22 protein-coding genes are annotated in these 22,148 nt (G+C 62.8%); 10 read left to right on the top strand and 12 right to left on the bottom strand.

Features of this window, described 5'->3' with window-relative positions; translation table 11 throughout:
• Positions 1–85: 85 nt before the first annotated feature.
• Both AC1D1J_RS06470 and AC1D1J_RS06465 read right to left on the bottom strand, forming a co-directional pair.
• Entirely contained in the window at positions 86–562 is a 477-nt protein-coding gene (locus tag AC1D1J_RS06470; protein ID WP_477685108.1) for a hypothetical protein, read from the bottom strand.
• Positions 563–569: 7 nt separating this feature from the next.
• Positions 570–1,106 (bottom strand): N-acetyltransferase family protein, encoded by a 537-nt coding sequence (locus AC1D1J_RS06465; protein ID WP_477685109.1) that lies wholly within the window; start codon positions 1,104–1,106, stop codon positions 570–572.
• 186 nt (positions 1,107–1,292) lie between these two features.
• On the opposite strand from AC1D1J_RS06465, the gene rpsP reads away from it, so the two are divergent.
• From rpsP to hisC, 7 genes are all read left to right on the top strand, one after another.
• Positions 1,293–1,553, top strand: a complete 261-nt coding sequence (gene rpsP, locus AC1D1J_RS06460; protein WP_477685110.1) for a 30S ribosomal protein S16 — start codon at positions 1,293–1,295, stop codon at positions 1,551–1,553.
• A 25-nt stretch (positions 1,554–1,578) separates the two neighbouring features.
• The gene (gene rimM, locus AC1D1J_RS06455) at positions 1,579–2,187 is read left to right on the top strand and encodes a ribosome maturation factor RimM (RefSeq protein ID WP_477694183.1); all 609 of its coding nucleotides are present in this window, start codon (positions 1,579–1,581) and stop codon (positions 2,185–2,187) included.
• 58 nt (positions 2,188–2,245) lie between these two features.
• Positions 2,246–3,025, top strand: coding sequence for a tRNA (guanosine(37)-N1)-methyltransferase TrmD (gene trmD / locus AC1D1J_RS06450; RefSeq protein WP_477694182.1), 780 nt, complete (start codon positions 2,246–2,248; stop codon positions 3,023–3,025).
• 143 nt (positions 3,026–3,168) lie between these two features.
• A complete protein-coding gene (gene rplS / locus AC1D1J_RS06445) occupies positions 3,169–3,534 on the top strand; it encodes a 50S ribosomal protein L19 (RefSeq protein WP_077595343.1) in 366 nt (121 codons plus the stop codon).
• 66 nt (positions 3,535–3,600) lie between these two features.
• Positions 3,601–4,308, top strand: a complete 708-nt coding sequence (locus AC1D1J_RS06440; protein ID WP_477694181.1) for a CoA pyrophosphatase — start codon at positions 3,601–3,603, stop codon at positions 4,306–4,308.
• Positions 4,309–4,549: 241 nt separating this feature from the next.
• Entirely contained in the window at positions 4,550–5,578 is a 1,029-nt protein-coding gene (locus tag AC1D1J_RS06435; RefSeq protein WP_457279969.1) for a CobD/CbiB family protein, read from the top strand.
• The gene (hisC, locus tag AC1D1J_RS06430) at positions 5,575–6,669 is read left to right on the top strand and encodes a histidinol-phosphate transaminase (RefSeq protein WP_477694180.1); all 1,095 of its coding nucleotides are present in this window, start codon (positions 5,575–5,577) and stop codon (positions 6,667–6,669) included. The genes AC1D1J_RS06435 and hisC overlap by 4 nt, the downstream gene beginning before the upstream one ends.
• A 36-nt stretch (positions 6,670–6,705) precedes the next feature.
• Here hisC and rsgA read toward each other — a convergent pair whose 3' ends face one another.
• The 3 genes from rsgA to AC1D1J_RS06415 are packed head-to-tail and all read right to left on the bottom strand — an operon-like array spanning position 6,706 to position 9,292.
• Positions 6,706–7,689, bottom strand: coding sequence for a ribosome small subunit-dependent GTPase A (rsgA, locus tag AC1D1J_RS06425; protein ID WP_477694179.1), 984 nt, complete (start codon positions 7,687–7,689; stop codon positions 6,706–6,708).
• Entirely contained in the window at positions 7,686–8,006 is a 321-nt protein-coding gene (locus AC1D1J_RS06420; RefSeq protein ID WP_436157846.1) for a 4a-hydroxytetrahydrobiopterin dehydratase, read from the bottom strand. Before AC1D1J_RS06420 ends, rsgA begins: the two co-directional genes overlap by 4 nt.
• Entirely contained in the window at positions 8,003–9,292 is a 1,290-nt protein-coding gene (locus tag AC1D1J_RS06415; RefSeq protein WP_477694178.1) for a M48 family metallopeptidase, read from the bottom strand. The genes AC1D1J_RS06420 and AC1D1J_RS06415 overlap by 4 nt, the downstream gene beginning before the upstream one ends.
• A 35-nt stretch (positions 9,293–9,327) precedes the next feature.
• Between AC1D1J_RS06415 and orn the strand changes: the two genes are divergently transcribed.
• A complete protein-coding gene (gene orn / locus AC1D1J_RS06410; RefSeq protein ID WP_457279974.1) occupies positions 9,328–9,891 on the top strand; it encodes an oligoribonuclease in 564 nt (187 codons plus the stop codon).
• A gap of 380 nt (positions 9,892–10,271) precedes the next feature.
• A complete protein-coding gene (locus AC1D1J_RS06405) occupies positions 10,272–12,215 on the top strand; it encodes a DEAD/DEAH box helicase (RefSeq protein WP_477694177.1) in 1,944 nt (647 codons plus the stop codon).
• A 202-nt stretch (positions 12,216–12,417) separates the two neighbouring features.
• Here the strand turns inward: AC1D1J_RS06405 and AC1D1J_RS06400 are convergent, their stop codons facing one another.
• From AC1D1J_RS06400 to AC1D1J_RS06385, 4 genes are all read right to left on the bottom strand, one after another.
• On the bottom strand, positions 12,418–13,314 hold the full coding sequence (locus AC1D1J_RS06400) for an NAD(P)-dependent oxidoreductase (protein ID WP_477694176.1): 897 nt from the start codon (positions 13,312–13,314) through the stop codon (positions 12,418–12,420).
• Positions 13,315–13,383: 69 nt separating this feature from the next.
• On the bottom strand, positions 13,384–14,742 hold the full coding sequence (locus AC1D1J_RS06395; RefSeq protein WP_477694175.1) for an NAD(P)H-dependent oxidoreductase: 1,359 nt from the start codon (positions 14,740–14,742) through the stop codon (positions 13,384–13,386).
• Between the two features lie 4 nt (positions 14,743–14,746).
• On the bottom strand, positions 14,747–15,628 hold the full coding sequence (locus AC1D1J_RS06390; RefSeq protein ID WP_477685121.1) for a phytanoyl-CoA dioxygenase family protein: 882 nt from the start codon (positions 15,626–15,628) through the stop codon (positions 14,747–14,749).
• Positions 15,629–15,658: 30 nt separating this feature from the next.
• A complete protein-coding gene (locus AC1D1J_RS06385) occupies positions 15,659–16,345 on the bottom strand; it encodes a GntR family transcriptional regulator (protein WP_477685122.1) in 687 nt (228 codons plus the stop codon).
• Between the two features lie 136 nt (positions 16,346–16,481).
• Here AC1D1J_RS06385 and AC1D1J_RS06380 point away from each other — a divergent pair, with 136 nt between their 5' ends.
• On the top strand, positions 16,482–17,372 hold the full coding sequence (locus tag AC1D1J_RS06380) for an alpha/beta hydrolase (protein ID WP_477685123.1): 891 nt from the start codon (positions 16,482–16,484) through the stop codon (positions 17,370–17,372).
• 9 nt (positions 17,373–17,381) lie between these two features.
• Here AC1D1J_RS06380 and AC1D1J_RS06375 read toward each other — a convergent pair whose 3' ends face one another.
• The 3 genes from AC1D1J_RS06375 to AC1D1J_RS06365 all read right to left on the bottom strand — a co-directional run bounded on the left by AC1D1J_RS06375 (position 17,382) and on the right by AC1D1J_RS06365 (position 22,106).
• Positions 17,382–17,771 carry a tautomerase family protein gene (locus AC1D1J_RS06375; protein ID WP_477646360.1) on the bottom strand — a complete coding sequence of 130 codons (390 nt, stop codon included), beginning with the start codon at positions 17,769–17,771 and terminating at the stop codon, positions 17,382–17,384.
• Positions 17,772–17,844: 73 nt separating this feature from the next.
• On the bottom strand, positions 17,845–18,822 hold the full coding sequence (locus AC1D1J_RS06370) for a GMP reductase (RefSeq protein WP_477694174.1): 978 nt from the start codon (positions 18,820–18,822) through the stop codon (positions 17,845–17,847).
• Between the two features lie 278 nt (positions 18,823–19,100).
• Entirely contained in the window at positions 19,101–22,106 is a 3,006-nt protein-coding gene (locus tag AC1D1J_RS06365) for a VIT domain-containing protein (protein WP_477694173.1), read from the bottom strand.
• Positions 22,107–22,148: the final 42 nt, after the last annotated feature.

Below are 22,148 nucleotides of genomic sequence, written 5' to 3'. Positions count from 1 at the left end.
GGACCACAGGTGGGCGGCCCCTTTTGTGATGAAAGGGGCAGGGAGAAAGGCCGCAGGCCACACGAAGTGAGCGACCGTGGGGGCCCTACTGCGATATCTTCTTGGCCTCTTCGACTTGGTATTCAAAGTAGCGCTGGAAGCTGAAGACGATGCTGGACATCAGCGAGATGGTGCCGAACAACAGGGCAAACACCACCGCGCCTATGGTCAGCCAGTTGGTGTTGCCCGCCTGGGTATCGGGCGTAGCCGTGTTGTGCAGCGCGTTCCATTTGTCGGTCGACATCAGGCCGTAGTAAATCGCGGTGAGCGCCGTACCGGCCAGCGTAAAGCCCAGCAGCGGAATCAGCACCCAGGCGAGGTGGTCGTCCTGCCCATAAAGCCGTACACGTTCCACGCCCCACCAGCCCAGCGCGGCGGCGATGGGGTGCAGCCAGGCCCAGACGTCGCCCAGGCCGAACAGGTAAAGACGGTGCACGCCGAGCTGGCCGGTGATGAAGGCGAGCCAGGCGGCGAGGGTTTTGTTTTTGGGCGCTTTAGGGGCTGTGGAGGCAGTTGCTTGCATGCGGCGATTATGCGGCGGGTGCATCCACCGGCGGCTGCGTGTCGCCTGCGCCCAGGGTCTTTTCCATGATGACGATGTCGCGCCAGGCGCCGAACTTCCAGCCGCAGGAGGCAATGGTGCCGACCTCTTTGAAGCCAAGCGAACGGTGTACGCCCACCGAGCCGGCGTTGGCCGAATCACCGATCACGGCCATGGCCTTGCGTACGCCCACCGCTTCAAGCTGTGCCAGCAACTCGGCCAGCAACGCGCGGCCCAGGCCCTTGCGGTGCAGGTCAGGCGCCAGGTAGATCGAGTCTTCCACCGAGAACCGGTAGGCCGGGCGCGGCTTGAACCAGTTGCCGTAAGCGAAGCCCACAATTTTCCCGTCTTCCTCGGCGACCAGGTAGGACAGGCCCTTGGACAGTACGTCGGCCCGGCGGGTCGTCATGTCGGCCACACTGGGAGGCTCGGTTTCGAACGTTCCTGTGCTGTGCAGGACGTGATGACCGTAAATGGCCGTGATGGCGGGAATGTCTTCTTCGCGGCTGGGACGTATGAGGGGCATGTCTGTCGTGGTTTCGGGGATAGGAGAAGGGCGGGGAGGTGAATTTGGGCCAAAACCGTTCCGCAGGCTATAATCTCAGGCTTTGCAGCAATTCGCTGGCCGGGTGGCCATGTCGTGTGTCTCAAGCGCTGCAGAACATTGGGGTATCTACCTTACCGGTAAGCCCCACCACCCGAAGGATAAATCATGGTCGTCATTCGACTTGCACGCGGCGGTTCCAAACACCGTCCTTTTTTCAATATTGTTGTGGCTGACAAACGCGTTCGCCGCGACGGCCGTTTCATCGAGCGCATCGGTTTTTACAACCCGATTGCCAAAGGTGGCGAAGAAGGCCTGCGCATTGCGCAAGACCGCCTGACCCACTGGATCGGTGTGGGCGCCCAGCCGTCTCCTACCGTTCTGCGCCTGGTCAAGCAAGGTGCTACGGCTGCTGCCAAAACGGCCTGAAGAACTCGGTCTGATTTAGAGATTGATGCAGCCCGGCCTTCAATCGTCGGCAGGCTTGACACCCTCAAGCCTTCCGCACGACGCCATCGAAGTCGGGCGCATCCTGGATGCCTGGGGCGTCAAGGGCTGGGTGAAAATCCTGCCGCACAGCACCGATCCAGAAGCGCTTTTCGCGGCCAAATCCTGGTTTTTGCAGGCGCCTGACGCCAAATTCCGCCCGGGGTTTACCGTGTTCTCCGGCACCGTCACGCTCAGCGTCGACGAAGCCAAAGTCCACTCCGATTCCGTCGTCGCCAAGTTCATGGGCCTTGATGACCGCAATGCGGCCGAGGCCTTGCGTGGCGCGCGTATCTTCCTGCCCCGCAGCAGCTTTCCTGCAGCCTCCAAGGACGAGTACTACTGGGTCGACCTGATCGGCCTGAACGTGGTCAACCGCGAAGGCGTGCCATTGGGCCTGGTGCGTGACCTGATGGCCACCGGCCCGCACTCTGTCCTGTGCGTGGAGTACACCGTCCAGCAGGAAGACGGCTCGAGCGTGACCGCCGAACGCATGATTCCGTTTGTCTCCGTGTATGTCGACACGGTGGATATCGCCGGCAAATGCATCACGGTTGACTGGCAGCCGGACTACTGATTTTTATGGCCCAAAGGGGCTGTTGCCCCGAAGCGCCGGGCTCGCACACAATAGCCCCATGCGCTTCGACATCATCACACTTTTTCCCGAGCTTTTTGCCCCCTTCCTGGTCAGCGGCGTGACCCGCCGCGCCTACGAATCAGGCCTTGTTGAGGTCAAGCTCTGGAACCTGCGGGACTTTGCCGACGGCAACTACCGCCGCGTGGACGACCGCCCTTTCGGCGGCGGCCCCGGCATGGTGATGATGGCTGAGCCGCTGGCACTGTGCCTTGAAAAAATACAGGCTGATCGTGCTGCGAGCGGTGCGCCCAAGGTTCCCACAGTGCTTTTTTCTCCCGTGGGCAAGGCGCTGGATCATGCCGGTGTTGAAGGCTGGTCGGCCAGCGCCGGTGCGGTGTTGATCTGCGGCCGCTACGAAGGGCTGGACCAGCGCTTCATCCAGGCGCATGTTGACTTGCAGGTCAGCCTGGGCGATTTTGTGCTGTCGGGCGGGGAAATTGCCGCCATGGCCTTGCTCGATGCGGTGGCCCGGCTCCAGCCCGGCGTGCTCAATGACGAGGGCAGCCACCAGCTGGACAGCTTTAATCCTGCACTCGACGGCTTGCTGGATTGCCCCCATTACACGCGGCCCGAAAGCTGGCGCGGCCAGCCTGTTCCGACCACCCTGATGTCTGGAAACCACGCCCACATTGAGCGGTGGCGGCGCGAACAACGCCTGGCGCTGACGCAGCGCCAACGCCCGGAATTGGTGCAAATGGCACGGCAGAGTGGGAATTTGAGCGAAAGTGACGAGGCTTTTTTGGCCGATTTGGTCGAAAACCCGGACAAAGACGCTTGAAAAAGCAGTGACTTGCTATAATCAAAGGCTTTTCGATCCTCTGGCGGCCACTGCAACCATCTGAATCATCTTCGGGTGAATCCATGGATTTGCGGTCTTTAGCGTAGCGCGTGTATGAGCGAAGAAGTTAGATGGAATAAACCATGAATCTGATCCAGACCCTTGAGCAGGAAGAAATTGCCCGCTTGAACAAGACCATTCCCGTTTACGCTCCCGGCGACACCGTGATCGTCAGCGTCAATGTGGTGGAAGGTACGCGTAAACGTGTGCAGGCTTTTGAAGGTGTGGTGATTGCCAAGCGTAATCGCGGCCTCAATTCCAGCTTTATCGTTCGCAAGATCTCCAACGGCGAAGGCGTGGAACGTACGTTCCAGGTTTACAGCCCGCTGATCGCGAAGATTGAAGTCAAGCGCCGTGGTGATGTGCGTCGTGCCAAGCTGTACTACCTGCGTAGCCGCAGCGGCAAATCCGCACGTATCAAGGAAAAGCTGGGCGCCAAGGCTGCCTAAAAGCACCTCCGCCCTGAAAAGCCGCTCTGTCGAGCGGCTTTTTTTTGCCTGCTAACCTCTCATTCCATGAACAACACCCGGCCCCTGCCGAAGTTTGACCCGCGCAGCATCCCGGTGCTGGGCATTGATGACCATCTGGCGGGGGTCCCTTCGGCGCACCTTTCACCGGAGGCCCTGCGCCAGCGTTTTCGGCATCCGCCTGTGTGGACTCCCGAACACAGCGTCGAAAAGAAATTTACCGATCGCACGCCCGCACTGGCTGCGGTGCTGATTCCGCTGGTCATGCGGGACGAGCTGACGCTGCTGCTGACGGAGCGGACCACCAACCTGTCCACGCACTCAGGCCAGGTCGCCTTGCCCGGCGGCCGCACGGATGAGGCCGACCGCGATGCAGTGGACACCGCGCTGCGGGAAGCGCACGAGGAGGTTGGTCTGCCGCGCGACCATGTGGAGGTGCTGGGCACCTTGCCGACCTACGTCACCGGCACCGCTTTCATCATCACACCGGTCGTGGCGCTGGTGAGGCCCGGCTTCGTGCTGCAGCCCAACCCCGGTGAAGTCGCAGATGTCTTCGAGGTGCCGCTGGGCTACCTGATGAACCCGGCCAACCATCGCCGCCACGAGATGGAGTTCGACGGCGCCCTGCGCCAATGGCTTTCCATGCCGTACTCAGACCCCTCCATGGAAGGTGATGGCAACGAGGCCAGGGAGCGCTATATCTGGGGCGCGACGGCCGGCATGCTGCGTAATCTCTATCGTTTTCTGGTGGCCTAGCACCCCTGTCCGGACTCACTTCGTGTAGTCCGTTCCCCCCTCTAGGGGGCGGCGCCTGCGGCCCGGCGAAGCCGGTTCCGCGGCCCCCGCTTGGACGGCCCACGCTGGCAGCGCCCCAAAGAATTCTGCAAGCCAGCATGAGCCGCGGGGCTGGCTATGCCAGACCGCAGGCGGGCGGCCCCCTCGGGGGGCAGGGAGCTACACGAAGTGAGCGACCGTGGGGGCCAAGTTATGATTCCTCATGAGCTTTTTTGCTGTTTTGTTTGCACTCATCATCGAACAGGCCCGTCCGCTGGCCCGCGGCAACTGGATTCATGCGGGATTCCGGGGCTGGGCGCGCTGGACTAATCGCAGCCTGGATGCCGGCAAACCGCACCATGGCTGGATCGCATGGACGGTCGCCGTGCTGGTGCCGGCGCTGGTCACCTTCCTGATTCACTGGCTGCTGTGGACTATCAATCCCGTGCTGGCTTTTGCGTGGAACGTGGCAATCCTCTATGTCACGCTGGGCTTCCGGCAGTTCAGCCACTACTTCACGGACATACGCGATGCGCTGGATGACGGCGACGAAACGACAGCGCGCGAATTGCTGGCGCAGTGGCGCCAGGTCGATGCGAGCGAGCTTCCGCGCAGCGAAATCGTCCGCCACGTGATTGAATATTCGGTGCTGGCCGCGCACCGCCATGTGTTCGGCGTGCTGGGCTGGTTTTCGGTGCTTGCTGCGCTGGGGCTGGGGCCCGCGGGCGCCGTGCTCTACCGCATGAGCGAGTTCGTTTCACGCTACTGGGCCTATAAAAGAAGGACCGCCGCCGCGGCAGGCGAGGGCGCCAGTACGGCGCTGCAGCTCGCCGCAAGCCGTGCCTGGGGCGTGATCGATTTTGTGCCTGCCCGTGTCACCTCGCTGGGTTTCGCGGTGGTCGGCAGTTTTGAAGACGCCATTGATGCCTGGCGCAACTACACGCACCGGTTTCCGGTTGGCACACCTTCGGCCTCTGAAAACCGCAACGACGGGATCATCCTGGCTGCTACGTCCGGTGCCGTGAACGTGCGCCTGGGCGGCGAAGCGCTCAAGACCACGTTTTCAGCGGACACCTCGCAAAGTTTCCAGGCGGGTGGCCTGGACGCGGAAGACGGCATCGCCACAGAAGCCACGCCTGGCCGTGAACCCGAAGTGGCGCACCTGCGAAGCATCGTGGGGCTGGTGTGGCGTTCCGTGGTCCTGTGGATGGTCTTGCTGGCGCTGCTGACCCTGGCACGCCTGCTCGGATGAGCGGCAGCCCGCCTTCCGCCTTGCCCTTCGGGCAATCCTTCTGGAGCCCTGCGGTGCGCGGTCTTGTGCCGTATGTGCCGGGGGAGCAGCCCGGCGTTGCGGACCTGGTCAAGCTCAACACCAACGAGAACCCTTACCCACCGTCGCCCCGTGTCGTTGCCGCCATCACGGCAGCGGCTCAAAACGGCCTGCAGCTTTATCCCGACCCGCAGGCCAACGCACTCAGGCGGGCGATTGCCGGCTGCCACGGCATAGATCCTGATCAGGTGTTTGCCGGCAATGGTTCGGATGAAGTGCTGGCGCACGCTTTCTGCGCATTTTTCCGCCACGGCCAGCCGCTGTTGATGCCGGATGTCAGCTACAGCTTTTACAAGGTGTACTGTGGGCTCTATGGCATTGAGGCCGGGCTCGTGCCGCTGGATGCGTCTCTGCGCATCGATGTGGCGGATTACACCGCACCATGCGCAGGCGTGGTGATTGCCAACCCGAATGCGCCCACCGGCACCGGGCTGCCACTGGCGCAGATCGAGCAATTGCTGCAGCAACAGCCCGAGCGGGTTGTACTGGTAGACGAGGCCTATGTGGATTTCGGCGGTGAAACCGCCATCGGACTGATTGCGCGCTATCCCAACCTGCTGGTGGTGCACACGCTGTCCAAGTCGCGCTCGCTGGCCGGGTTGCGCGTTGGTTTTGCCGCCGGCCAGCGCCACCTGATCGAAGCCCTTGAGCGGGTGAAAGACAGCTTCAATTCCTATCCGCTGGATCGCCTGGCCATCGCCGGCGCCGTGGCCGCTTACGAGGACCGTGCTTATTTTGAAGCGACCTGCACGGCCGTGATCCAGAGCCGCGATCTGTTAAGCCGGCAGCTGCAAGGCCTGGGCTTTGACGTCTTGCCCTCGCAAGCCAACTTCGTGCTGGCTCGTCATCCTGGCCACGACGCAGCGGCCTTCGCGGTCGGCTTGCGCGAGAAAAACATCCTGGTGCGGCACTTCAGGCAAGCACGCATCGATCAGCATTTACGCATCAGCGTGGGCACACCGGCGCAATGTGAGGCACTGGTGCAGGCCTGCCGCGAGCTGCTCAAGGCCTGACGTTATTGCCCGGCCAGCCGCTGCCCGTCAATTCCGTCAATAGCGGGGTTGCGACAGTTCGGCAAACAATTCGCTATACAAACGATAGCGGCTCGCGCTGATTCCGTCAGGGCTGGGCCCCGATTTGACCTTTGCAATCACGCCACAACCCGGCTCATGCAGGTGGGTGCAGTTGTAGAACTTGCAGTCTTGGGCGTGCGCCTTGAGGTCGGGCATGTAGTTGGCCAGCTGCACTGGGTCAATGTGGTGCAGGCCGAATTCCTGAAAGCCCGGCGAGTCGATCAGCGCAGTGGTCCTCTGGTTGCCCGTGCCGATATTCACCCAATACAGCGTGGTACTGGTGGTGGTATGTTTGCCTGAATTCAGGGCCTGCGATATTTCCGCCGTCAGCACCCGTGCATCGGGCACCAGCAGGTTGGTCAGGCTGCTTTTACCGGCACCCGAAGGTCCCAGCACCAGCGTCTTCTTGTCCCGCAACAAATCCGTCAGTTCCTGCAATTCCGGATGCGGGGCATCGGCCGGCCCGCTTGTCGCTGTTTTGGGCTTGATGGCCAGCGAGAGCATTCTGTAGCCCATGGCCCGGTAGGGTGCCAGCTTGGCCCAGGCGCGCCCGAAAGGCTCGGTGAGGTCGCTTTTGTTCAGGGCGATGATGGGGGTGATGCCCTCGGCTTCAGCGGCAATCAACGCGCGGGTCAGCTGGCTTTCCGAGAACTCTGGCTCGGCTGCGATGAGGATCAGCACCTGGTCGAGGTTGGCGGCGAAGGACTTGGTGCGCATCTCATCCTGCCGGTAAAACAGGTTGCTGCGCTCTTCAATTTTCTCGATGGTGCCTTCGTCTTCGGAAGGCAGCCAGCGAATGCGGTCTCCCACCACGGCCTGGCTTTTTTTGCCGCGCGGGTGGCAGATGAGGCGTTCGCCGGTGTCGGTTTCTACCAGCACATGGCGGCCAAAACCCGCCACCACCAGCCCGGGCCGCGTGCCTGCGACGGGCGCGGCGGCAGGGCGTGCCGGTTTGCTCAAGCCAGCAAGGCGTCAACCTTCGACGCACAGAAAAAATCACTGACAGAGACACCATCGACGTCGTGCGTGTTGAAACGCACCGTGCATTTGCCGTAGCTCACGGCCAGGTCGGGGTGATGGTCTTCGGCGTTGGCAATGAAAGCCAGTGCGTTGACGAAGGCGATGGTCTCGTAGTAGTTCTTGAAGCTGTAGGTTTTTTCCAGCGACCCGTCAATCAGGCGCCAGCCCAGGGCCTGCTCGCCATTGAGCTTGCTCAGCTGGGTGACGATTTCCGTGGCGCTCAGGGCGCGGCGGTTTTGGTGGATGGGGTTGCTCATGTCGCGGTGCTTTCAACAGAAGGGATCATGCGGCCCAGCCGTTCGGAGGCGGGCGGATGCGAATAGTAAAACTTCACAAATACCGGGTCGGGCGTGAGGGTGCTGGCATTGTCCTGGTAGAGCTTGAGCAGGGCGCTCTGCAAATCCTTGCCGTCCGTCTGTGCCACGGCATAGGCGTCGGCCTCGAACTCGTGTTTACGCGAGAACTGCGCAAACACTGGCGAGATGAAGAAGCTGAAGAGCGGCACCACCAGCAAAAAGAGCAGCAGCGCCAGCGCGTCGTTGGCGCCGGTGAGGTTGGGCCGCACGCCCAGGCCGGTGTAGAACCAGACCTGTGACGACACCCAGCCCAGCAAGGCAAAACCGGCCAGGCTCATGGCAAACATTGAGACGATGCGTTTGATGATGTGCTTGTGCTTGAAATGGCCCAGCTCATGCGCGAGCACGGCATCCACTTCACCGGGGTTCAACTGTTTGAGCAGGGTGTCGTAGAACACCACGCGCTTGGCTGCGCCGAAGCCGGTGAAATAGGCATTGGCGTGGGCCGAGCGTTTGCTGCCGTCCATCACGAAGAGGCCTTTCGCCGCAAAGCCGCAGCGCTGCATCAGCGCTGTCACGCGCGCCTTCAGCGTTTCGTCTTCGAGCGGTTTGAACTTGTTGAACATCGGCGCGACGACGGTGGGGTAGAGCACCAGCACCAGCAGGTTAAAACCCATCCAGGCGCCCCAGGCCCATAGCCACCACAGGCTTCCCGCGCTGCCCATCAGCCACAGGATGAGCGCCACGATGGGCAGGCCGATGACGATGCCGACCAGCGTCGACTTCACCAGGTCGGCCAGCCAAAGTTTCAGGGTCATCTTGTTGAAGCCGAAACGTTCTTCAATGCGGAAAGTGCTGTACAGGGTGAAGGGCAGGTCGAGCAAACCGCTGATGAGGCCAAAGGCGGCCAGCAGGGTCAGCTGCGGCACCAGCGCGCCCCAGGCGGCCAGGCCCGAACCGGCTATCGCCTGGTTCAGCGTGTCGATGCCGCCCAGCAGCGTCCAACCCAGCAGCACGGCGGCGGCGAAGGCCATTTCCAGCATGCCAAAGCGTGCCTTGGCGATGGTGTAGTCGGCGGCCTTCTGGTGCGCCTGCAGCGAAATCGTGGCCGCAAAGGCGGTGGGCACCGTATCCCGGTTTCGTGCCACATGGCGGATCTGCCGCGAAGCCAGGTAGAACTTCGTGAGCAGCCCCAGCACCAGAAAGGCAGAAAACACCCCGGTGAAAACAAGCGAATAGTCGGTCATGGCTGGCAGTTTAGGCGATCAGCGAGAATCGCAAGATGCCTGAAACTGAACCCCTACTCAAAAAATCAGACCAGAACCTCGTCTGGCTGGACTGCGAAATGACCGGCCTCGACCCGGAAAAAGAGCGCCTGATCGAAATCGCCGTCATCGTCACGGGCCCACAACTCACGCCGCGCATTGAAGGCCCGGTTCTGGCGATCCACCAGACCGACGAGTTGCTGGACCAGATGGACAACTGGAACAAAGGCACCCACGGGCGCAGCGGCCTGATCGACAAGGTCAAGGCCAGCACCGTGGACGAGGCAGATGCTGAAGCGCAGATTCTGGCTTTTTTGGCCCGATACGTTCCCAAGGGTGTTTCGCCGCTGTGCGGCAACACGATCAGCCAGGACAGGCGCTTCCTGGTCAAGTACATGCCCAAACTCGAAGCCTTCCTGCATTACCGCAACGTGGACGTCAGCACCTTCAAGGAACTGGCCAAGCGCTGGAGTCCCGAGGTTTACAGCGCCTTCAAAAAGCGCCAGAGCCATACCGCCCTGGCCGATGTGCATGAGTCGATTGACGAGCTTGAGCACTACCGGCAACACTTTCTGAAGTGAACGTGGCTTAAGCCTTTTTTGGGATTTGGCGAGGCAGGACGGGCGCAAGAGGCTATTGAAATGATAGCAAATCAGCGTGCATGCGGCTGCGGCAGGAAGCCGCAATGGACTCGTTTGGTCAGGGGGACTGGTAGAAACCCGCAAAGCACGCTATAATCGTGGGCTTGCAGTGCACTGGGTGCCCTGCATTTGTACATCTACCTCACACTTTTGACTCCAATAACGGAGTCACCGCTTCGGGCACATTTCTGCTGTCTGGACCGCATATTCGTTTGATGGTTGATGTTTTATTAACCATGAACGAATCCTCCGCATCGCGGGGGTGAAGTTTCCTGTTCCCTCGCCAAAAGCGTTGCGCACAGGTGATTAGTGAGAAAAACATGACTGACTCTTTTGAGGCTCGTGGCGACGTTTTGCCCGACACAAATATTGATACCACCGCTGAAGCCGTGATCCACGTGATTCCGGACTTCTCTTCGGACGAGCCCTCGATGGCTCCCACCTCCCTGGAAGCCGTAGTAGCCGAACCCAATGGTTTCGTGAAGCTGGGCCTGGCCAAGGAACTCCTGCAAGCTGTCGCCGACATGGGTTTTACCCAGCCGACGTCCGTGCAGATGGCCACCATCCCCAAGGCCATGCAGGCCCTGGACCACGACGCCAAAAGCGACCCCAAAGCCAAGTTCACCGACCTGCTGGTTTCCAGCCAGACCGGTAGCGGCAAGACCGCGGCCTTCCTGCTGCCCGTGCTGCACACCCTGCTGAAACAGCAGGAAGAAGCCGAGCGTTTTGAGCGCTCCGAATTTGAACGCCTGAGCGCAGAAGCCGTAGCCCGCGGCGAAGCACCCCTGAAAAAACCCAAGCGCAAGGACCCGACCAGCCCGCGCAACTTCAAGGCAGCCACGCCCGGCGCACTGATCCTGTGCCCGACGCGTGAATTGGCCCAGCAGGTTTGCGCCGACGCAATCGACCTGGTTCGCCATTGCCGCGGCCTGCGCATTGCCAACGTGGTGGGCGGTATTCCTTACCAGCTGCAAATTGCCAAGCTGCAAAATGCCGACCTCGTGGTAGCCACCCCCGGCCGCCTGCTCGACCTGCAGCGCAGCATGCAGATCAAGCTGGACCAGGTGCAGTTCCTGGTCGTCGACGAAGCCGACCGCATGCTGGACCTCGGCTTTGCCGATGACCTGACCGAAGTCAACCAGCTCACGATCGAGCGCAAGCAAACCATGATGTTCAGCGCCACGTTTGCGCCGCGCATCATGCAACTGGCCACGCGCGTGATGCGCCAGCCGCAGCGTGTTGAGATCGACTCGCCGCATGAAAAACATGCGTCGATCACCCAGTCGCTGCTGTGGGCCGACAACATGACCCACAAGCGCAAGCTGCTGGATCATTCGCTGCGCGACACCACCATGAACCAGTCGATCGTGTTTGCCTGCACCCAGGTTGAATGTGACGGCCTGGCCAATGACCTGGTGCAGGAAGGTTTCAGCGCCGTGGCGCTGCATGGCGCGCTGGGCCAGGGCCTGCGCAACCGCCGCCTGATGGCTTTCCGCGATGGCCGCGTCCAGATCCTGGTCGCGACCGACGTGGCCGCCCGTGGCCTGGACGTTCCGTCGATCACCCACGTGATCAACTACGGCCTGCCGATGAAAGCCGAAGACTATGTGCACCGCATTGGCCGCACCGGCCGTGCCGGCCGCGAAGGCCAGGCGATCACGATTGCCGAATTCCGCGATCGCCGCAAGATCCAGGATATCGAGCACTACATGCAGCAGAACCTCAAGCCCAGTGTGATCGCCGGCCTGGAGCCACAGCAGCGCTTTGCCCCGACCTCCGACCGCCCCCGCGGCAACTTCGGTGGTGATCGCGGCGACCGCGGTGGCCGCAGCTTCGGCGGCGGCGGTGGTGATCGTGGCGGCTATGCCGGCCGCAAGCCCGCAGGTGGCTTTGGTGGTGGCGCTGGCGGTGGCGGCTTCGGCGCTCCCCGCCACAACGACCGTGACGACCGCGCTCCCTTCCAGGGTCGCGCGCCCGGACCACAAGGTGGTTATGGCGACCGTTCCGGTTTCAATGACCGCGGCCCGCGCCGCCAGGATGACCGCGGCTTCGGCGGCGGCAACAATGCCGGTTTCGCCCCGCGTGAAGACCGCAACTTCGCTCCGCGCAACGAAGGCTTTGCTTCCCGCAACGAAGGTTTTGCACCGCGCCCTGACTTCGCCAATCGCAAGCCCGGCGGCTTTGCCAAGCCAGCTGGCAAGGTATTTGTGCCCCGTGACGCGGCCAAGAAGGCCGGCAAGTTTTCCAAGCCAGCGCGTGACTGAACGCTAAAGGACGGTCCCTGGTGACCGCCTCAGAAAAATGCCGCTGCGGAGCAATCTGCAGCGGCATTTTTCATGGGCGATGCCAGCGCGGATCATATGGAATGCTATGAATTCGATAGCTGCTTGTGCCCGTTGGTATTGGATTTCAGGCCATTTTTATAAAGAATTTCAGGTGCCTCTAAGCCTGCATGGGTGGCACAAGTCAGCTCATGCCGTTGCGGCTGGCCAGCTCGACAAACAACGCCGACTGGTCCAGATCGGTCAGGCCGTTTTCAACGCCTTCGGCATAGAGCCGCTCAAAGAGTGCCGTGACCGGCGCTTCAAAGCCGATCTCCTGTGCGGTGGCCAGCGCATTGCGCATGTCCTTGAGCTGGATGTCCATGCGGGCGCGCGGCGCGAAGTCGCGCTCCAGCATGCGCTGGCCGTGCAGCTGCAGCACGCGGCTGTCGGCAAAGCCGCCGGTAATCGCTTCCTTGACTTTGGCCATGTCGGCCCCACCGCGCGCGGTGAACAGCAACGCCTCGGCTACAGCGCCAATCGTGATGCCCACAATCATCTGGTTGGCCAGCTTGGTGAGCTGGCCGCTGCCGTGCGGACCCACATGCACGGCGTGGCCGAGGTGCTTGAGTACAGGCAGGGCCCGCGCAAAATCTTCCGCCTTGCCGCCGGCCATGATGGCCAGCGTGCCGCTTTGCGCGCCGCCCGGGCCGCCTGAAACCGGCGCATCCACATGGGCGATGCCCAATGCGCCCAGGCGAGCTGCATGGTCGCGCGCTTCGCGCGGCTGGATGGACGCCATGTCTAAAAAAAGCGCGCCCGGTTTCATCGCGGCGGCCACGCCCTGCGTGAACAGCACGTCTTCCACGACCGGGCCGCTTTCGAGCATGCTGATGACGATGTCGGCTGCGGCCACCGCGGCACTGGTTTGCGTATGTTGCGTGGCGCCTAGCGCCGCCAGCGAGTCGGCCTTGCCCGGCGTGCGGTTCCATGCCTGCAGTGTGTAGCCCGCTTCGCACAGGCGCCTGGCCATGGGCAGGCCCATGATGCCCATGCCCAAAAACGCGATACGGGGCAGGGGCGTGTCACTTGTGATGGTCAATTCATGTCCTCGGAATGGCGTTGAACCATCATGAAGGAACCGGCGGGTAGAAGGCTGTCAGGCAGCTTTCTAGGCGGCTTTTTTCATCGCCGGCGCAAACATGCTTTCCATCTCCTGGCGCACTTTCCAGGCGTGGGTCGATGTGTCCATCGCCACATCGGCCCAGCTCAGACTCTGGCCTTTCTTGACCGCGCGCACGACCTTGACGTTATGCGCCAGGCCCAGCGGCAGCCCGCCCATCTTCATCGAGGTGTCGGCCGGTAGCAGCTTGCCCCACACGGTATAGCCGCCTTCGCCGTCCAGCATGTCGCCGGGCTGCAGGTCGCGTTTGGCCGTGGCCACCACGTCAGCGTTCCAGCAAGTCGCCACGCCGGTGGGTTCACCACGCAGCGCCACACTGGCGACCGATACGCCGACTTCCAGCCCGATCAGGTGCCAGCGCTTGTACAGGGTGAAATAGCGCCCGCTCGGGTCGGTGTGGGCGTTGTATTCCTCAAAACAGTTCTTGATGTAGTCGGTCTCGGCTTCAACGGTGACCCAGACACCCATGCGAATGTCGTAGGGAATCTTGCGGCCGTTGGCTTCCAGTGACGAGATCACTTCGACCATGCCCTTGCGCTCGAGCACGCCGCCTTCGCTGATAGGTCTTGTCACGTAGGGAATGTCTTCCACGCTGGCGGGCGGGTAGAGCAGGCCGTTGCTGGGCACGGTCAGGCCCGTGGCGTTGGCCACGGCGGTTGATTCGATCGAGGGCTTGGAGCCGTCGAGAAAGCTGTTGAACATCTTCGGGTTCAGCCCGCCGCGTGCGGCCTGTTCGGGCGTGAGGCCGTAGTTGCCCCACACGGTTTCGGGTGTCGATTCACAAAAATGCGGCAGCCACTTGTGGCCGCGTCCTGCCGCCACCACCGGAAAGCCACAGGTGCGCGCCCAGTCCACCAGGTCGCAGATCAGCGCCGGCTGGTCGCCGAAGGCCAGCGAATACACCACGCCGGCGTCGGCAGCCTTGCGCGCCAGCAGCGGGCCGCAGAAGGCGTCGGCCTCCACCGTGACGTTGACCACATGCTTGCCGTGTTCAAAGGCCTTCAGGCAATGGTCCACGGCCGCGATCGGGTTGCCGGTGCATTCCACAATGATGTCGATCTGCGGATGCGTGACCACCGCCTGCCAGTCGTCGGTGATCCAGGTTGCTCCTGTTTTGATAGCTGCTTGCGCAGATTCTGCTTGGGTTGCAGCCGGATTCCATCCTACACGGGCGAGGTTGGCGCGCGCTGCGTCGGGTGACAGATCGGCAATCGCCACCAGGTGCACGCCCGGCGTCCGTGGAACTTGCGCCAGGTACATGGAGCCGAATTTGCCGGCGCCTATCAGGCCGATACGCACCGGTTTGCCTTCGGCCGCGCGTTGCTGGAGTTTTGTATAGAGGTTCATGAATTCAGGCCGCCTTGCGCTCAGGCGCAATCTCTTCCATCGACGTCTGCAACGCCGTGGCGGGCACACCGTCCTTCCACGGCAGATCCACCGGGTAGTCTTTGAGCAGGCAGTCGTCGGGCAGGCATTCGATCGGCGTGAAGTCGCGGTGCGCGATGTATTCGGGGCGTTTGTGGCGACGGATGTGATTGCTCACCGCGCACAGGCTCAGGTAGACGCTGACACGGTTGAAGGGTGAGAGGTTGCTGCCCGAGGCGTGCACCAGGCAGGAGTGAAAGAGGATCATCGAGCCTGCCGGGCCCTTGGGGCTGACGATACCACCTTGCTTTCCACCGGCGCGTTGCACCAGCTGGCGGATCAAATCGTTGTCCACCGTCCAGAGCGGGTAGCTGGTGGTCGTCAGGTCGTGCTTCGCATCGACCACGCCTTTTTTGTGGCTGCCGGGGATGAACATCAGTGGGCCGTTGTGCTCGGTCACGTCGTCCATGAAGATGGCCACGTTCATCGCGCGCTCGGTCGGCATCATGTCGTCATTGAGCCAGGTGCCGTAGTCCTGGTGCCACTGCCAGACGTCGCCTTCAAACGCCATCTTGCCGTTGATCTTGAACTGGTGCATGTAGAGTTTTTCGCCCAGCAGGTCTTCCACCGGTTCGATCATGCGTGGGTGCCGCGCGAGCCGCGCGAATGGCTCGCTGTACATGTGCGCGGCGAAATTGGTGCGCACCGCGTCCTTGCCTTTTTCACGCACGTTGTAGTCTTCGCGCCGGCTGTAGAGCTCAGGCACGGCCTCGTTGAGCACGCGGGTTTCTTCGGGCGTGAAGAGGCCGGGGAAAAACAGGTAGCCGTCGCGGTCGAATTGCGCGAGTTGCTCCGGGGTCAGTTTCATCGCATGTCTCCTGGTGTGTGTTGTCGGGTGTCAGGGCGCTGCGCGAGCGCCGGTCTGGCTGAGTGCGCTGGACAGCAGGTTTGCCAGGTTGTGGCCCGCTTCCTCGCCATGCTCGCGGATCAGTGCTTCGGCCCGGGTTTCATCACCGGCCGCGATGGCCTCGGCAATGGCTTCGTGCTCATCCCAGATCGATTCCCGCATGGTCGAGACCTGCAACACAGCACCCATGGCGCGGCGGATGTGGTGCCAGTGCAGCTGCGCGCTCTGGGCGATCAGCGGGTTGCCTGAGGCGGCGTAAATGGCCGCGTGAAATTGCGCGTCGGCCGCCATCATGGCCTTGACGTCGTGGCCGCGCGCGGCCTTGCGGCCCTGGCCGATCAGTTGCGGGTCGAGCCGGCAGCGGCCTTGCGCGGCCAGCCGGGCGGCCAGCGCATCGAGTGCGCTGCGCACCTGGTAGATCTGTACCAGCCATGCCACGTCCAGTGGCGCCACCAGCACGCCGCGCCCCGGGGCGTCCAGTACAAAGCCGTCTTTTTTCAAGAGGCGCAAAGCCTGCAGCACCGGTTGTCGCGACACCGCGAGTTGCTCGGCAATGTCCTCCTGCATGATGCGCGCACCCGGTGCCAGCGAACCTTCGCTGATGGCGTCCAGCAGGCTGCGGTAGACCTGGTCGACGAGGTCGGGAGTGGATTCGATTTTGATCAGTTGTTGCGGCATATTCGTACTCTGTATACAGAATACACCGCTATCAAAGGCGTGAAATTGCGGGTTTACCCGGAAATGGCTGCGGGTGGCCGGGCTGTGCCAAGATGGCACCCATTGAAGCCGTTTTGACACTTTCAGGAGAAGAACAATGACCCAGCCCGATCCCGCCTGGCTTGACCGCATGTACAACAACCGGGCTTTGGTACCGGACCACGGGGTGTATTTCGCTCGCTGGGCTGACAGCTCGCAGGCCATTCGCAAGCGCGTGCCCTGCCAGATCGATATTCCCTATGGCAACCATGCGGGTGAAATGCTCGACGTGTTTCCGGGGGGTGATTTCGCCACCCATGGCGGCACCCACGGGCAGGCCGGTACGCCGGTGCTGGTGTTCATTCACGGAGGGTACTGGCGGTCTCTCGACAAGGCCGACCATTCCTTTGTGGCACCGGCCTTTACGCAGGCCGGCGCTTGTGTCGTGGTGCCGAACTATGCGCTGTGCCCCGCAGTGACCATTCCCCAGATCACGATGCAGATGGTGGCGGCGCTGGCCTGGACCTGGCGCCATATTGCCCATTACGGCGGGGACCCATCCCGCATCACGGTGGTGGGCCATTCAGCCGGCGGCCACCTGGCAGCCATGCTGATGGCATGCGACTGGCAGGCCTATGCCCGCGACCTGCCGGCAGATCTTTTGAAAAATGCCTTGTCGATTTCCGGCCTGTACGACCTTGAACCCATGCGCCACACGCCTTTCCTGAAGGATTCGCTGAAACTCACGCCTGAACAGGTGCTCAAGGCCAGCCCGGCCCTGCTGCCGGCACCAAGCCGCGGCACCTTGTACAGCGTGGCCGGCGCCGATGAAAGCGCGGAGTTCCTGCGCCAGAACGTGTTGATCCAGCAGGCCTGGGGCGCCGGGGTGGTGCCGGTCTGCGAATCCCATCTGGGGCGCAACCATTTCAGCATCCTGGAGGCGCTGACGGAGCCGTCTCACCGCCTGCACCAGCTTGCATTGCAATTGCTGGCGGCTGGCCGGCGTTAGCTAGCCAGCCTAGATATCGACGTCGTACTCCAGCACCACGTCGGACGCCGGCAGGCCGCCCCGGATCGCCCAGTTTTCGCGCGACGCTTCACGCAGCAGCACTTTCACGTGGTCTGCGGGAATGCCGCACAGCCCGAGCTTTTGCACAATGGCCTGGTACAGGGCGCGTTTTGTTTCCAGGGATCGGCCGACGAAGCAGTCGATCGTCACCAGCGTGTAGCGGTCGCCTTTGTCCGGCGGCGCGCGAAAGCGCTGCGGCTCATGGACAACCAGCCGGATGGAGGTCGTCCAGAGCGGCACTTTCAGCGCAGAGGTCAACGCCTCCTGGACGGCGTCCATGAGGGCGGATTCTTCTTCACCGGAATAGGGCCGGCGTACTTCAATGGCTGCGGTGGGCAAGGGGAGTGAGTCTCTTCAGGAACAAGGCTTATTGTCGCCGGAGCCGGCCTTGCTACTATTTGTTACCACCGGCCTACATCAGCAGGTGTTCACCGGCGTTGTCGCCGCCCAGGGTCACATAGTTGACTTTGCGAATGTCCAGCAGCTTCGTGCCGCCGGCATAACTGATGGAGCTCTGGATGTCTTCTTCCATCTCGCGCAAGGTATCGGCCAGCGTGCCCTTGACCGGCTCCAGGATGCGCTTGCCTTCGACGTGCTTGTACTCGCCCTTGTTGAAGTCCGAGGCGCTGCCGTAGTATTCCTTGAAGAGCTTGCCGTCCACCTCGACGGTCTTGCCCGGGCTTTCTTCCAGGCCCGCCAGCATGGAGCCGATCATCACCATGGTGGCGCCAAAGCGCACCGACTTGGCAATGTCGCCGTGTTCACGAATGCCGCCGTCGGCAATGATGGGTTTGGTCGCCACGCGCGCGCACCACTTGAGCGCCGAGAGCTGCCAGCCGCCGGTGCCGAAACCGGTTTTCATTTTGGTGATACACACCTTGCCCGGGCCGATGCCGACCTTGGTCGCGTCGGCGCCCCAGTTTTCCAGATCGATCACCGCCTCGGGCGTGCCCACGTTGCCAGCGATCACGAAGGACGCCGGCAGCTTCTGCTTGAGATAGCCGATCATTTTCTGCACCGTGTCGGCATGGCCGTGCGCGATGTCGATGGTGATGTAGTCGGGCACCAGGCCCTCGGCGGCCAGGCGGTCCACCGTGTCGTAGTCGGGCTTCTTCACGCCCAGGGATATCGAGGCGTAGGCGCCGCGCGCCTTCATGTCTTTGACGAACTGCACGTTGTCCAGGTCGAAGCGGTGCATCACGTAAAAGTAGCCGTTCTTCGCCATCCAGGCGCAGATCTCCTCATTGATGACCGTCTTCATGTTGGCCGGCACAACGGGGATGCGAAAGCTGCGCCCGCCCAGCGTCGCGCTGGCGTCGCATTCGGAACGGCTTTCCACACGGCATTTGCGCGGCAGCAGCAGGATGTTGTCGTAGTCGAAGATTTCCATGATTCCCAAGCCTTTGAAAAAACTGTTGAAGAAACAGAAGGCGCTTGGACTGGACCGGCTTTCGCTGCCTGGCGGCAACAAAAAACTCTCGCAAGAGAGTTTCAGCGGAAGCTGACAATTGCCCGAAGGGCTTGTCATGCTGAAGCTAAAACCGGGCGCAATTGCTTGGGCCCGGTGATTGATTCTATGCGCCTCTCAAGCGGGCGCTACCCCGCAAAGCGGTATAGCCTTTATATGCATAGTGGCATCTTGATAGCCTGGGCTTGAGGCGCCAGGCGTCAGCGCACTTCGACCTCGGCCACGCGCACGGTTTCCTGGCCGCGCGCCAGGCGCAAGGTCGTCCACTCATCACGTGCCTGCGGCGTGCCGAACCCGGTGGTAACGCGCACCATCACCGTGGTCCCGCCCGACAGCACCTGCTGACGATGTCCGTAGAACTGCGCTTGCACGGTGTACTTGCCGGTTTTGGCGGTCTTTAGCGAAAACTCCTCCGGCCCGTAACCGCCCCTGGCGTCGGGGCTCATCGCGCCGCCCTGATGGGTCAGCCGGTTGGCATAGCTGGCCCTTTCACCGTTCGGGTCGCTCACCCACATGTCGATGTCGGTGTCGTCGGTATCCCAGGCCATGACCACGCGCAGGGCCAGCGGCAGGTTGCGGCGCAGGCGCGTGTCGACAAGGCTCATGTCCAACGCCGGCTGGCCGCTGGCGGCAGGCTGGGCAGCAATCGCGTTGAGTTCGGCCAGCGCGATCATGTTGATGCCGGCGAAGCGGCCGTTCCAGGGCTGCGACACGACTTCCCACAAGGCGTTGACGGCGCGCTGCGGCTGGCCGCTCTCGGCCAGTGCCAGGCCCAGGTCGCGCCAGGATTGCGGCTCGTTGGGCGCCAGTTCGCTGATGCGTTCGAACACCGGCACGGCCAGGTCGTTGCGGCGCGCCTGCACCAGGCGGTAGGCATAAAGGCGCAGCAACTGGCGGTTTTCCAGGTTCATCTCCGCCAGGTTGGAGAGCACGCGCAGCCCCAGCTCCGGCAGGCCGCGGTCAAAGAACACGCCCGCTGCATCCATGTAGAAAGAGCTGCTGCTGAGGTAGGCGGCGCGTTCGTCGAGATAGACGCGGTAGAGCTCGTCCTTGCCGGCATTCTGCAGGCGCTTCATGTAGGGCGCGTCGGGCACCCAGGCCTGCAGCGCGATGGTGGCTACGGGCGCGGCGGCAACCGCCTTGGCACTGCGTTTGTCCATGGCGTCGGAGCGTGCTTCGGCCATCATGGCGGGTGCGGCTGCGGGGGCTGCAGCGGCAGGGGCGAAGGAAGGAGCCGCTACGGGTGCGCCCTGGGCTTGCTCGCGTGAGCGCACTGTGCCGGCCAGACTGCCCAGGCCGCCCTGGCTGATGTGCTTCTCGGTCTTGGGCTCCGCATGTTTGCGCGCTTCCTTGGGAAAGTCCCTGCCCCACCAGCGCTGCTTCTCGTCAAACTGCCCCACCATGGCCTCGATGTGCGCCTGCCGCGTCTGCGCGGCCTGTGCGAGTTGCTGCTGGCCCAGCCGCGCCACTTCATCTGCCAGCTCGGGCGGGGCAGGGAGGTTGTAGCGTGCATAGTCGGTGGCAAGCTCCAGCACGATCAGCGAGCTGTTGGGCCCCACGACGCCATGCGCCGCCGCGATGCGCTGAAGTTCTGCGCTGTGCAGGCCGGCATTTTCGGCCAGCTTGGCGCTGCGCCACTGGGCCCACTGCTGGCCCGGCCAGTGGCCGCTGACCGGCTTGGCGCTGACTTGCAATACCAGGGTGCGCTTGCGTCCGTCCGGGTGCGCCAGCGTGATATCGATGCGGGCGGTGCAGTCCAGCAACTCGCCTGCCACCGAGACGCGGCCCTGGTTGATCCGCGTCGTCGGCGTCACGAGTTGCCGCGCGGACAGGCTGTCCAGCTTCTCAATGCGCCAGCCGTGCATCAACATGGCTTGCGCGCCCTCGTCGGGCGATTGCAGCGCAGCATCGACCAGCGCACCGCCGGTGCGGTCGGCCAGCCTGGCCAGGCGCGCCATGTCGGCGGAGGCTGCGCCGTTGATCACCATCACCGGTGCCGTGTGGGTGTAGCGAATGAGTTTTTTACCGTCCGTCATCAGGCCGTCGGTCACCATCAGGGTGGTGTCCACGTCGGCGGGAATGGGCAGGTCGTCAAAATTGCTGGAGCCGTCGAAGGGCTCTGCGCGCAATGCATCGGCCAGTTCACCAAAGCGGCCTGGGGTGACGGTGAAGCTGCGTACAGTCTCGACCTTGTTGCGCACCACGAGCAGGCTGAGCTTGACGGGCTTGCCCAGCTTGCGGAAGTAAGCCTCCAGCACCGGCAGCACCCGGGCCTGCCCGGCGGCCGAAGCCGATGCGTCCCACACCAGTGCGATGTGGGCAGGGGCGGGCCGCTTCACCAGTTCGTCGCGCACGTCGAGTTGCCCGGCAAAGAACGGCTTGCCGCCGGTTTCGCCCACCATGACCTGCGGCTTGCCGGTGCGGCGCAGCGACAGCTGCAGCCAGCCCGCAGGGCCTTGGGGTGCCTGCCAGTGGTTTTTTTGCAGGCCCAGCTCCGTGCCGGTGGCGCCGGCGCTCAGCTCGGTGCCGGCGGGCGCCTGCAGCAGTTCCACGTCCCGGTGGGCGGCGCCGTGGGCGCGCACTTTCACCTGCAATTGGTCCACGCTTGACGCGAACACCAGCGGCACCCTCAGTACACCCGTATCGCGCTGGCGCGGCAGGGTCTCGTTGAATGTGATGAGCACGCGGCGCTCCCCCTGGGCCGGGATGGGATAAACGCGCAGCTTGTACTGGTTGCCGGCGGCGGCTTCCAGCAGGCCCGGGTCTACGCGCCGCCGGCGTATGTCTTCAAAGATCTCCTGCCCTTTGGCCTTGGGTACAGGTACTGCGTCGCGCAATTGGCCGTTGATATCCAGCGCGAAGCCGGTCACGACCTGGCCCTCCTGCAGCGGGAACTGCAGTTCGCCTTCCAGCACGCGGGGGTTGGGGTTGAAAAGGCGCAGCTCAACGCTGGTACGGGCCTGGTCGCCGAAGAGGTCGACTTCGATGGAAACGGCCCGCAGCTGGATGGGCTGGCCTGCATGGTTCACAGCGATGACCGGCGGCCGCCAGTCGGGCGGCGGCGCGAATTTCCCGTTGGGGAAAGGCTGCGGCATCGGGCTGAGCGCCAGCGCCTGCAGACTGAAGCAGGCTGCGGCGGCGGCCTGAAGGAGGCGGGCGGCAGTCAGCCGGGTGAACCCGCGAAAGACGTGAAAGCCGTTTGGCATGAAAACCCCTTTTGTTGTTGGCGATGCACCGTTAAACGGCGC

Source organism: Polaromonas sp. P1_F8, assembly GCF_056405635.1.
The sequence above is the reverse complement of the archived record's forward strand: the minus strand, read 5'-3'. Positions and strand labels throughout refer to the sequence as shown.